Source organism: Limnohabitans sp. (assembly GCF_046052825.1).
In the GTDB taxonomy this organism is placed as follows: Bacteria; Pseudomonadota; Gammaproteobacteria; order Burkholderiales; family Burkholderiaceae_C; genus Limnohabitans.
On record NZ_JAVLFP010000016.1, the window covers coordinates 1 to 11,636 of the forward strand.

Here is an 11,636-nt window from a genome sequence, read left to right on the forward strand (position 1 = left end):
CTAGCTTCGTCGGCAGCGTCAGATGTGTATAAGAGACAGGGGTGGTTGGCACCGTGGTGTCCAAATTTCATCTTGAAGGTTTTGGCGCCGCTGGCCAAGGCCATGATTTGATGACCCAAACAGATACCAAAAGTCGGGATGCCTGTTTCAATCAACTCGGCCGCAGCGGAAATAGCGTAGTCGCAAGGTTGCGGGTCGCCTGGTCCATTGGACAAAAAGATGCCATCTGGCTGGTGTTTGAGCACTTCGGCTGCCGAAGTTTTGGCGGGCACCACGGTCACTTGGCAACCGCGCTCGGCCAACATACGCAAGATATTTTTCTTCACGCCGAAGTCGTACGCCACCACATGGAACTTCGGCGCGGTTTGTTCGCCATACCCCGTGCCCAGCGCCCATTCGGTTTGAGTCCAGGCATAAGGTGCAGTCACAGTGACTTGTTGTGCCAAATCGAGACCGGCCATGCTTGGCGCCCCTTGGGCGGCGGCAATGGCTTGTTCTTTCAGGGCTTGGCTGACTTGCTGACCTGGCGCCAGGGCCAAGATCGCACCGTTTTGCGCCCCTTTGGTACGCAAGATGCGTGTCAATTGACGGGTGTCAATGTTGGCAATCGCCACCGTGCCACTCTCGTTCAGATAAGCCGACAAGGTTTGGTGTGATCGGAAGTTGCTGGCCACCAAAGGAAGGTCTTTGATGATCAGGCCAGCAGCATGGACTTTGTCAGCTTCGATGTCTTCTAGGTTGACGCCATAGTTGCCAATGTGCGGGTACGTCAAGGTGACGATTTGCTGGCAATAGCTGGGGTCGGTCAGAATTTCTTGGTAGCCGGTGAGCGATGTATTGAACACCACCTCGCCGACAGTGGAGCCAGCGGCTCCAATCGAATTGCCGATAAAGACCGTGCCGTCTGCAAGCGCCAAGATGGCGGGCGGGAAGGTTCCCTGAAGAGACAAAAGCACTGGGTTCTCCGGAGTAGTTCGGGTACGCCTCAGCGCTCACAAGAGAACGGGTCTCTTTTTGGCTGCTTGTTCGAGGAATGGGCCTTGGTTGAGCTGGGGCGTACAGGTTGATGCGGGAAAGCCTCTCATTATATCCGAGGCACTCGTTTACCCTTGCGTCACGTCACTCGACAGGTGGCACTGGCGTGCAAACAAATGGCAGCAGCAGCAGCCACATTCAATGACTCTTCGCCACCGGGTTGCGCAATGCGCACCGACAAGGTCGCCTGGTCGGCCAACTGGGAGGAAACGCCCTGCCCCTCATGCCCCATCAGCCAGGCGCAAGGCATGGGGAGTGCCTGCTGAGCGAGCAACTGGTGCAGAAATGGGCCTTGGTGCGAACTGGTGGCCACCCAAGGCATGTCCAGTGCGTCCAACGCCGAAGGCTCTAGGCCCTCCACCAAATGCAAACCGAAATGCGCGCCCATGCCCGCACGCAAGACTTTGGGAGACCATAGGGCAGCAGCTCCTTTGATGGCCAACACCTGGCCAAAACCAAACGCCGACGCGCTGCGCAAAATTGAGCCTACGTTGCCCGCGTCTTGCACCCGATCCAGCACCACGGTGGGGGTATGACGCAAGATGTCGGGTGCCACTGGCACCGTCATCACAAACCCCATCCGCGCGGGGGATTCGAGTCCACTCACCTCGGCAAACAGGGCATCGGGCAACACCGTGTTGCGGGGCGCGGCCTCGGTCCAGTCGCGCGGAGCGATGTCCCATTGCGATTGTGCAAACACGGCATGCTCAGGCCGAACACCACGTGCCAACGCCGCACGACACAGGTGGTCGCCTTCCAACCAAACACGACCGAGCTTGCGATAGGCCGTGCTGTCTTGCGAGAGGCGACGCAGCTCTTTGACCAAGGGGTTGTCACGCGAAGTGATCAGGTTCATCGCAGCACCTCGGCAACGGGTGCGAAACTGTGACGATGCCAGGGCGTGGCCCCATGGGTACGCAGAGCCTGCAAATGTGCTTCGGTACCGTACCCCTTGTGACGGTCAAAGCCGAACTCTGGGTATTGCGCATGCAATTGCAGACACCAGCGGTCACGGTGTACTTTGGCCAAGATCGATGCGGCGGAAATGGCGGGTACCTTGCTGTCGCCTTTGACAATGGCTTCGGCCAACACATCGAGCACAGGTAGACGGTTGCCATCGACCAACACTTTGTGCGGCTTGAGGCGCAAGCCCTCTACCGCGCGGCGCATCGCGAGAAGGGTGGCATTCAAAATATTCAGACTGTCAATTTCCTCCACCGAGGCCTCAGCAATTGAACAGCACAGAGCTTTGGCACGGATCTCGTCATACAAACGCTCGCGCTTCAAGGCCGTGAGTTTTTTGGAGTCCGCCAAGCCCACGATCGGGTTCAGGTCATCCAAGATAACAGCAGCAGCCACGACGGGCCCGGCTAAAGGCCCTCGCCCAGCCTCATCCACGCCGGCAATCAGCCCCGGGGTATCCCAAACCAACGAAGCTTGTTCAGCGCGCAAGAATTTTTTGGATCGCATGGGCAGCCAATGCAGGAGTGTCACAGCGCAAGCTGTCATGCAGCGCGGCAAAACGTTGTTGAACGGCGGTCATGGCGGCGGGTTGTGCCAGCCACTGCAACACCTCATGCGCCATGGCGTCCGGGGTGGCAGCGTCTTGCAACAACTCAGGCACCACAAACTCCTGGCACAAGATATTGGGCAGGCCCACCCAGGGCTGGAGTTTTTTACGACGCATGATTTGCCAGCTGATCCAGTTCATGTTGTAAGCGATGACCATCGGACGCTTGAACAGCGCAGCTTCCAGCGTGGCGGTACCACTGGCAATCAGAGTCACATCGCAAGCGGCCAGAGCCGTGTGCGATTGTCCGGTCAACACCGTCAGTCCAGGCACGCCGCCTAGCTCGCGAGCGAGCGCATCGATGCGGGCACGTAACGCCGACATGGCGGGCAAGACAAAGACCAGCCCAGGCTGTTGCTGGGCCATGCGCTGCGCCGCTTGTAAAAAACGACGTGCTAAATATTCAATTTCAGAATGTCGACTGCCAGGCAATAACGCAACCACAGTCGCGTCTTGGGGCAAGCCCAGTGCAACACGTGCCCCAGCACGGTCAACATGTTCGGGAATCGTTTGTGCCAAGGGATGCCCCACGTAGGTGGCAGCAATGCCGTGCGCTTCGAGCAAGGCTTTTTCAAACGGAAAGATGCACAGCACATGGTCTACGCTGCGCCGAATTTTGTCGACTCTGTCAGCACGCCATGCCCAAATAGAAGGACAGACAAAATGCACCGTCGGAATACCGCTCGCCTTCAGATCGTGCTCTAAGTCAAGATTGAAGTCTGGCGCATCCACACCGATGAAGGCGCTGGGCGGTTGGGCCAACAAACGCGCTTTGAGCTGCTGACGAATACCCACAATTTCACGGTAGTGCCGCAACACTTCCACATAGCCACGCACGGCTAATTTTTCGTAGGGCCACCAAGCTTCAAACCCTTGCTGCGCCATGCGCGGCCCTCCAATGCCGGTGCTTCGCATCTCGGGCCATGTTTGGCGCATTCCCTGCAGCAACAGGCCTGCGAGCAAATCACCCGAGGCCTCGCCAGCGACAAGCGAGAAGGTCACAGGTGCCGACATAGGCTCAGCGCACGATGCCACGTTGTGGCGAGGTCAGGTTCAAGAAGTCGAGCATCATCTGCACATCGGGTGCAGATTCAGGTTTGGATTGCACCAGCGCTGCGATGCGCTCTTTGGCTTTGTCGAGGGTCAAGTCTTCACGGTACAAGGCCTTGTGCATGGCCTTGACTGCGCTAATGCGTTCAGGCGAAAACCCCCGACGACGCAGCCCTTCGTAATTCATCGAGCGCGCCTCAGCTGGTTGCCCTTGACACATCACAAAAGGTGGCAAATCTGCAAACAGCAACGAATGCATGGCCGTGAAACTGTGAGCGCCAATACGCACGAACTGATGCACCACGGTAAAACCACCCAAGATCACCCAATCGCCCACATGCACGTGGCCAGCCAATTGCGCACTGTTGGCAAAGATGGTGTGGTTGCCCACCACACAATCATGAGCAAGGTGGACATAGGCCATGATCCAGTTGTCATCGCCCACACGCGTCACACCCGTGTCACCGGGAGAGCCGATGTTGAAAGTACAGAACTCGCGGATGGTGTTACGGTCACCGATCACCAATTCGCAGGGTTCACCTGCGTATTTCTTATCTTGCGGGATCGCCCCCAAAGAATTGAATTGAAAAATACGGTTGTCGCGTCCAATGGTGGTGTGGCCTTCGATCACGCAATGGGCGCCCACTGTGGTGCCGGCCCCCATGCGTACATGAGGACCAATGATGGTGTAGGGCCCCACCTGCACCGAGCTGTCAAGCTCGGCTCGGGGGTCAACAATCGCCGTAGGATGGATGAGGCTCATCGTCGCAGGGTATTCGTCAAGCAATCGTGCGCATGGTGCACATCAACTCAGCTTCGGTGGCGATTTCATCTCCCACTTTGGCTCGGGCTTTGAATTTGAATATGCCAGCTTTCATACGGTCGAGTTCAACCTCCAAGATCAGCTGATCGCCGGGTTCAACTGGACGTTTGAAACGCGCGGCGTCAATGCCAGCAAAGTAGTACACCGTTTTGTCGTCTGGCGTCACGCCCACAGCATCAAATGCCAGCAATGCGGCCGCTTGGGCCAAGGCCTCCAGCATCAACACGCCCGGCATCACAGGACGATGCGGAAAATGGCCAGAGAAATAGGGCTCGTTGATGGAGACATTTTTGAGCGCCTTGATGCGTTTACCTTTTTCAAGCTCTAACACGCGATCCACCAGCAAGATAGGGTAGCGATGCGGCAATTGCTTCAAGATTTGATGGATGTCCATGCTCATTTTTTTTGACTTTCTAAAGCTGATTCAAGAGATTTGATGCGGTCGCGCAAACGGTGCAATTGACGCAATGTGGCCGCATTTTTCTCCCATGAGGCATTGTCGTCGATGGGAAACACGCCGCTGTACTGTCCAGGCTGACGAATAGATCGCATCACAACCGATGCCGCTGAAATATGCACGCCCTCCGCCAATTCCAAATGTCCTAAAACCACAGCGCCACCACCCACCGTACAGTGGGCACCAATGCGTGCGCTTCCTGCGACCCCAACACAACCAGCCATGGCTGTGTGAGCGCCAATGTGAACGTTGTGACCTATTTGCACCAAGTTATCGAGCTTCACACCGTCCTCAATCACGGTGTCTTCCAATGCACCACGGTCAATGCAGGTATTGGCTCCGATCTCGACATCGTTTCCGATGCGAACCGCGCCCAGTTGTTCAATTTTTTCCCAAACCCCCTCAAACAAGGCGAAGCCAAATCCATCAGCACCGACGACCACGCCCGAATGCACGATACAGCGTTGCCCAATCACACATTCTTCTCCAAGTGTGACCGACGACTTCAACCACGTGTGTGCACCGACTCGCGCGCCACGTTCGATCACACACAGAGGGCCAATACGGGCACTGCCATCCAGTTGAGCCGTGGGGTGTACGACTGCACTGGGATGGATGTTGGGCTCGTCATTTGACGGTTGTTTGGCGCGCCAAAGCTGTGTCAATCGAGCGAAATAGTGGTAAGGATTGTCTGTGACGATACAAGCGCCACGGGCTTGAGCCAGACTGGCTAATGCAGGAGAAACGATCAGACAACCAGCCCGAGAGGTTGTCAGTTGAGACTGGTATTTTGGGTGACTGACGAAACTCAAATCATCCGCTTGTGCCGTCTCTATGGGAGCAAGTTTGAGCACCGATTGCTGTGGATCGCCAAATAACTGGCCCCCAAGACTTTCGACGATTTGGCCGAGACGCAGTGCCACGGCAAATTACTTGGCTGAGTTGATGACCTTGAGCACTTTGTCGGTGATGTCATGCTTCGGACTGATGTAGACCGCCTCTTGCAACACCAGGTCGTATTTTTCGGCTTCGGCCACTTGCTTGATCACGCGGTTGGCACGCTCCAGAACCAGTTGAAATTCTTCGTTTTTGCGCGCATTCAGCTCTTCTTGAAACTCACGGCGCTTACGCTGGAAATCGCGGTCTTGTTCACCCAGTTGTTTTTGACGGTTGAGTCGTTGCGACTCTGACAACGTAGGCGCTTCCCGCTCAAACTTTTCAACGGCTGATTTCAAAGCAGCACCTGCGTCATTGAGGTCTTTGTCGCGTTTGGAAAACTCCTGCTCCAACTTGAGCTGAGCCTGTTTGGCTGTATTGGCTTCTTTGAAGATCCGGTCCGTGTTGATGAATCCAATGCGAATGTCGTCGGCATTTGCCGACAAGCCCATCAAACCCAGGGCAATGGCAAACACGAATTGATTAAGAAACTTATTCATCAGAAAGACGTCCCGATTTGGAATTGCAATCTCTGAATTCTATCGCCTGTGAATGAACGAGCGGGACTGGCCCAAGCAAATCGTAGCGGCCCCATCGGAGAGACCCAACTCAGTCCTACGCCGTAGGAACTGCGAAGCTGGTTGAGTTGCACTTTGTCGAACTCTCCAAACACGTTGCCCATGTCGTAAAAGCCATAAAGCCGCAAGGTGCGGTCGTTTCCAGCGCCTGGGAAAGGCATCAAAAACTCACTGTTCAAGGTGATCTTTTTTGTGCCGCCAGAAACAATGCCGTCGTGACCGCGAGGGCCTAAGGTTCCTTGTTCAAACCCACGCACAGAGCCTAAACCACCAGAAAAGTAGTTCTTGAAAACAGGAAAGCTCTGTCCTTGCATTCCCTTACCCAAGCCAAGATCGGCATTGAAAGCAAATGTGTACTGCTTGCTCAAGGCGAAATACTGCTGGTACTGCCCACCCAATTTGGCGTAACGGGTGTCACCCGCAGCGCCCACTTCCGTATTGGCACGTATCAGCTTGCCAGTCGACGGGTTGAGGTAACTGTCGCGGCCATCCCTGGCCCAGCCCAGAGTGACGGGTACGGTTTTGTTGGTGTACCCATGGTTGTAAGCATAGGTTAGCCAAGAGGATGGCAGGTTGGTACCCGGAATGATGTCTGTTTGCTCCAACGAAGAACCAACAAAGACGCGATCTAACTCGCTGAATGGGATGCCAAACCGCACGCCCAACCCAGCGGTGACCAAGCGGTAATCGCCGCCCTGTTCAACATACGGTTTGCTCGAACGGTGGTAGTAATCAAACGTTCGGGAGACGCCGTCTTCTGTGAAATAAGGATCTGTGGTGCTGATGACGTAATACTGATTGAATTTGCTGGTGCTGACTTGAAGCCCCAAATTCTGACCAGAACCAAAAACGTTTTCTTGCTGAATGCCAAAGGAAAATGTGACTTTTTCTGCGCTAGAAAAGCCAGCGCCTAAAGTCAGCATGCCCGTCGGTTTTTCTGTCACGTTCACGTTCAAGTCCACTTGGTCTTGGGAAGCTGCAACCTCTTGGGTGTCGATGTCGACTTCTTTGAAATATCCCAAACGGTTGATGCGATCACGTGATAAGCGGATTCTCTCGCCGTCATACCAAGACGATTCCATTTGACGAAACTCACGGCGCACGATTTCGTCACGGGTTCGGTTGTTGCCCACAATGTTGATGCGACGAACATAGGCTCGGCGAGAAGGATCGGCGATCAAGAGCAGTTTGACGCGGTTGGTTAACCTGTCAATTTCAGGACGCACCTCAGTACGCGCAAATGCAAATCCGAAATTACCAAAATATTCGTTGAAAGCTTTGGTCGTCTTTGCAACATCGTCGGCGTTGTAGGGTTGGCCTACTTTGATTTCAATCAGGGATTTGAAGTCTTCATCTTTGCCTAAGTAATAGCCTTCCAGGGCTACTTCTGACACCACGAATCGATCACCCTCAGTGATGTTGATGGTGATGCTGATGTCTTGTTTGTTAGGCGAAATGGCAACCTGGGTTGAGTCAATTCGAAACTCTAAATAGCCACGAGACAAATACCAGGCTCGCAAGGTTTCAAGATCTGCGTTCAGTTTTGTTCGCGAATAGCGGTCCGACTTGGTGTACCAACTCAGCCAATTGCCAGTCCCTTGGTCAAATTGATCCAAAAGCGTGGATTCAGTGAAATTTTTGCTGCCCACGACACGGATCTCTTTGATTTTGGCTAAATCACCTTCGACCACAGTGAATGACAAATTGACCCGATTGCGCTCACTGGGAGTGATGGTCGTGATGACCTCTGCCCCATACAAACTGCGACTCACGTACTGACGTTTGAGTTCTTGCTCGGCGCGGTCTGCCAAGGCTTTGTCAAAAGGACGTCCTTCTGCCAAACCAATGTCACGCAAAGCCTTGCGAAGCACATCCTTGTCAAACTCTTTGGTCCCAATGAATTCAACTGCGGCAATGTTGGGGCGCTCTTCAATGATGAGCACCACAACGTCACCGTTCACTTCAATTCGAACATCCTTGAACAGCCCCAATGCGAACAAACTGCGAATAGCCGCGACACCTTTATCGTCGGTGTAGTCGTCCCCCACACGCAGTGGAATCGACGCGAAAATCGTTCCAGGCTCAACGCGTTGTAACCCTTCCACACGTATATCTCGCACGGTAAAAGAATCAATAGCCCAAGCATTGAAAGCCAGTGCTGCGCCCGCCAATAAAGCCCCCGCACGTGAGAGGGGCGTTAGGGAAAATCGATGTGGTTGCTTGTTCATGAAGAAAAACTTCAGGCCTGGGGGTGATTGATGAAATTGATTATCTGATCCAGCCCAGACGGACCAAGTCATTGAAAAAAGAAAAAGCCATCAGTGCCAACAACATCAACAAACCTATGCGCTGTGAGGCTTGAATCCATTGTGGTGAAGGAGGGCGGCCTGTCAAAGCTTCATAAAGATAATACAACAGGTGCCCTCCATCAAGAACAGGCAAAGGCATGAGATTGAACACGCCCAAGCTCATGCTGAGCAATGCCAAATAAGAGACATAGGCGGTTAAACCCAAACTGGCAGACTGACCAGCATACTCGGCCACCGCCAACGGACCACTCAAATGGTCCCATGATGCGCGACCTGTCAACATGCGTCCTAGCATGTCAAAGGTCATGGTCATGGCGTCACGGGTACGAGCAAAACCAAGGGCCAAACCTTCTAAGCTATTGGATTGCACCCACACTGTTTCGGCAGGCGCACCAATATGAGCACCAATTTGTCCGATGAATCGCCCCTGCTCAAGGACACGATCGGGTTGCACTTCTAGTGTGGTGCGCTCTTGACCTTTGCGATGAACCTCCCAAATTTGGGGCCCCGACGACCTGACTCGCTCATCCGTGCGGATCAAGTCACGCAATTGCTTGGCGTCATCGATGTGGCGTCCATCAACGCTGACAACGAGATCTCCAGCGATGAGTCCGTCACGCTGTGCCGGACGTCCTGTTTGAGTGTCCGCAATGACCGCAGCACGCCACACAGGCCCTAGGCCAAAAAGTTCAAGCCCATTCAGTGCCTCCCCCCCCTCCTCTTGGGCTTGAGGCGCAGTGAGTGCGACAGTTTGAATGCGTTGGGTATGACCTGACAAAACCTCGAGGAGCAATGTGCCTTGTTCAAAGTTTTGTCGCAGGGCCCACCACCTCAGCTGCTCCATGGACACCACATCATGCATTGCGTCCCGAGAAAGGCCTGCGCGCAAGATCGTATCTCCGCCTTGCAGTCCTGCTGCTTGCGCCACAGAGTTCAGTTGTGGGGTTGCCAAAATAGGCTTAGATTCATATTGTCCCAACCAAAAACTGGCGGAGTAAAGACAAAAAGCAAGCAACAAGTTGGTCAACGGACCCGCAGCAACAATGGCTGCACGCTTGTACAAGGCTTGCCTGTTGAAGGCCATGCTCCGGTCACATGCCGCAACATCACCATCACGTTCGTCGAGCATCTTGACGAAACCGCCCAGCGGAATCAGGCAAATCATAAAAACTGTCGCATGCCCCGCGATCGGCTTGCGTGATCGCCAGCGCAACAAAGGTGTGCCAAAACCCACAGAGAAAGTGACGACTCGAACACCACACGCAACAGCCATCCGATAGTGGCCCCACTCATGAACAGTGATCAACAGACCCATGGCGCCTAAAAAGGCCAAAAATGTCATGGCAAGCGCAATGATTGAACAACTGTTTCAGCGACACCACGGGTTTGTGAGTCCAATGCCAATAAGTCGGCCAAATCATGAGGTTGCGCGGGCTGCAACTTCTCCAAACAACTCAAGTTGACTTGGTGAATTTGATCGAACCGAATGCGACGATCGAGGAAAGCTGCAACAGCAACCTCGTTGGCCGCGTTCAACACTGCAGTGGTCCCAGCAGGTGCGCACAGTGCTTCCCATGCTAAGTTGAGACCCGCAAAGCGCTCTGAATGCCCATGATCGTCCAACGACTCAAAAGTCATCGCAGCCAAACGTCGAAAGTCCAGGGCTTGTGCACCAGATTCGATGCGTTCAGGCCAACTCAAACCATAAGCAATGGGCCCGCGCATGTCGGGTGTGCCCAACTGGGCCAGAACTGAAGCGTCACGGAACTGAACCATCGAATGGATCACGCTTTGGGGATGAATCACGACTTCAATGCGCTCAGGCGGGAGGCCAAAAAGATAACGCGCCTCGATCACCTCCAGCGCCTTGTTCATCATCGTGGCCGAATCCACTGAAATTTTTCGGCCCATGACCCAATTGGGATGGGCACAAGCCTCTTCAGGGGTGACGTCTTTCAAAGTTTTGGCTTCGCGAGCACGAAATGGACCACCTGATGCGGTCAAAATAATTTTCTCTACCCTCGTGCTCCAGGTCTTGGGATCTTCAGGGAGCGATTGAAAAATCGCAGAGTGTTCGCTGTCAATTGGCAACAAGGTTGCTTCGCCTTGCCTGACGGCTGACAAAAAAACCTCAGCGCCAACAACCAAAGCCTCTTTGTTCGCAAGTAACAAGCGCTTGCCGGATCGGGCTGCGGCTAGACAAGGGGCCAAACCCGCGGCCCCCACAATGGCTGCCATCACTGCATCAACATCTGGGTGCGATGCAACCTCCTCTAGCGCTTGGGTTCCGCTACGAACCTCAATGACCAATCCTTCGGCCTTTAACTTGTCATGGAGTAAGCGTGCAGCATCCGTGTGCGCCATCACAACAACAGACGGCTTGAATCGCTGACATTGATGAAGCATCAAATCAACCTGAGAAGCCCCTGTCAGCGCGTAGATTTTGAATCGATCTGGATGGCGTGCCACGACATCCAGGGTGTTGGTGCCAATAGACCCTGTAGAGCCGAGCACTGTCAACAGAATAGGCCTAGAAGTCATGGCTGAACGCATCACAGGGGTTGCAATAACATGAGGGCAATGGGCAAAGTTGGCAGCAGCGCGTCTACCCTGTCCAACACGCCTCCGTGTCCTGGCAAAAGCAGGCTGCTGTCTTTCATTCCAGCACTTCGCTTTACCAAAGACTCCACCAAATCCCCGACCACACTCATGGCGACCAGAAACACGGTTGCCAGCAGCAAAAATGGCCATCCTCGAACGTACAGTCGGGAAAACAAGCTTTGACTTTCAAAGGCAAATTGCTCATCTATCCAAACCCAAATCAGGGCCTGTCTCTTATACACATCTGACGCTGCCGACGATAAGGCTCGTGTAGATC

12 protein-coding genes are annotated in these 11,636 nt (G+C 54.1%); all 12 read right to left on the bottom strand.

Features of this window, described 5'->3' with window-relative positions:
* The coding region (gene carA / locus ACKWJN_RS02210) for a glutamine-hydrolyzing carbamoyl-phosphate synthase small subunit (RefSeq protein ID WP_408594109.1) at positions 1–956 on the bottom strand (956 nt) is incomplete at its 3' end.
* A 158-nt stretch (positions 957–1,114) separates the two neighbouring features.
* Positions 1,115–1,891 carry a TrmH family RNA methyltransferase gene (locus ACKWJN_RS02215; RefSeq protein ID WP_408594110.1) on the bottom strand — a complete coding sequence of 259 codons (777 nt, stop codon included), beginning with the start codon at positions 1,889–1,891 and terminating at the stop codon, positions 1,115–1,117.
* Complete coding sequence (rnhB, locus tag ACKWJN_RS02220) at positions 1,888–2,505, bottom strand: ribonuclease HII (RefSeq protein ID WP_408594112.1); 618 nt, start codon at positions 2,503–2,505, stop codon at positions 1,888–1,890. Before rnhB ends, ACKWJN_RS02215 begins: the two co-directional genes overlap by 4 nt.
* Positions 2,477–3,619: a lipid-A-disaccharide synthase gene (gene lpxB, locus ACKWJN_RS02225; RefSeq protein WP_408594128.1), complete on the bottom strand. Its 1,143-nt coding sequence runs from the start codon at positions 3,617–3,619 to the stop codon at positions 2,477–2,479. Before lpxB ends, rnhB begins: the two co-directional genes overlap by 29 nt.
* 4 nt (positions 3,620–3,623) lie before the next feature.
* Entirely contained in the window at positions 3,624–4,418 is a 795-nt protein-coding gene (gene lpxA, locus ACKWJN_RS02230; protein WP_408594114.1) for an acyl-ACP--UDP-N-acetylglucosamine O-acyltransferase, read from the bottom strand.
* A gap of 16 nt (positions 4,419–4,434) precedes the next feature.
* A complete protein-coding gene (gene fabZ, locus ACKWJN_RS02235; protein WP_408594116.1) occupies positions 4,435–4,872 on the bottom strand; it encodes a 3-hydroxyacyl-ACP dehydratase FabZ in 438 nt (145 codons plus the stop codon).
* A gap of 2 nt (positions 4,873–4,874) precedes the next feature.
* Positions 4,875–5,858, bottom strand: a complete 984-nt coding sequence (lpxD, locus tag ACKWJN_RS02240) for a UDP-3-O-(3-hydroxymyristoyl)glucosamine N-acyltransferase (RefSeq protein ID WP_408594118.1) — start codon at positions 5,856–5,858, stop codon at positions 4,875–4,877.
* A gap of 6 nt (positions 5,859–5,864) precedes the next feature.
* The gene (locus ACKWJN_RS02245) at positions 5,865–6,371 is read right to left on the bottom strand and encodes an OmpH family outer membrane protein (protein ID WP_408594120.1); all 507 of its coding nucleotides are present in this window, start codon (positions 6,369–6,371) and stop codon (positions 5,865–5,867) included.
* A complete protein-coding gene (bamA, locus tag ACKWJN_RS02250; RefSeq protein WP_408594122.1) occupies positions 6,371–8,677 on the bottom strand; it encodes an outer membrane protein assembly factor BamA in 2,307 nt (768 codons plus the stop codon). The genes ACKWJN_RS02245 and bamA overlap by 1 nt, the downstream gene beginning before the upstream one ends.
* A gap of 40 nt (positions 8,678–8,717) precedes the next feature.
* Entirely contained in the window at positions 8,718–10,100 is a 1,383-nt protein-coding gene (gene rseP / locus ACKWJN_RS02255) for an RIP metalloprotease RseP (RefSeq protein WP_408594124.1), read from the bottom strand.
* Entirely contained in the window at positions 10,097–11,299 is a 1,203-nt protein-coding gene (ispC, locus tag ACKWJN_RS02260) for a 1-deoxy-D-xylulose-5-phosphate reductoisomerase (protein ID WP_408594130.1), read from the bottom strand. The genes rseP and ispC overlap by 4 nt, the downstream gene beginning before the upstream one ends.
* A gap of 11 nt (positions 11,300–11,310) precedes the next feature.
* On the bottom strand, positions 11,311–11,636 hold a 326-nt coding region (locus tag ACKWJN_RS02265; protein WP_408594126.1), incomplete at its 5' end, for a phosphatidate cytidylyltransferase.

Excerpts from the sequence above, each read along its gene's own strand:
- fabZ (WP_408594116.1), bottom strand. The coding sequence starts at position 4,872 with ATGGACATCCATCAAATCTTGAAGCAATTGCCGCATCGCTACCCTATC.
- ispC (WP_408594130.1), bottom strand. The coding sequence starts at position 11,299 with ATGACTTCTAGGCCTATTCTGTTGACAGTGCTCGGCTCTACAGGGTCT.
- bamA (WP_408594122.1), bottom strand. The coding sequence starts at position 8,677 with ATGAACAAGCAACCACATCGATTTTCCCTAACGCCCCTCTCACGTGCG.
- rnhB (WP_408594112.1), bottom strand. The coding sequence starts at position 2,505 with ATGCGATCCAAAAAATTCTTGCGCGCTGAACAAGCTTCGTTGGTTTGG.
- ACKWJN_RS02215 (WP_408594110.1), bottom strand. The coding sequence starts at position 1,891 with ATGAACCTGATCACTTCGCGTGACAACCCCTTGGTCAAAGAGCTGCGT.
- rseP (WP_408594124.1), bottom strand. The coding sequence starts at position 10,100 with ATGACATTTTTGGCCTTTTTAGGCGCCATGGGTCTGTTGATCACTGTT.
- lpxA (WP_408594114.1), bottom strand. The coding sequence starts at position 4,418 with ATGAGCCTCATCCATCCTACGGCGATTGTTGACCCCCGAGCCGAGCTT.
- ACKWJN_RS02245 (WP_408594120.1), bottom strand. The coding sequence starts at position 6,371 with ATGAATAAGTTTCTTAATCAATTCGTGTTTGCCATTGCCCTGGGTTTG.
- lpxB (WP_408594128.1), bottom strand. The coding sequence starts at position 3,619 with ATGTCGGCACCTGTGACCTTCTCGCTTGTCGCTGGCGAGGCCTCGGGT.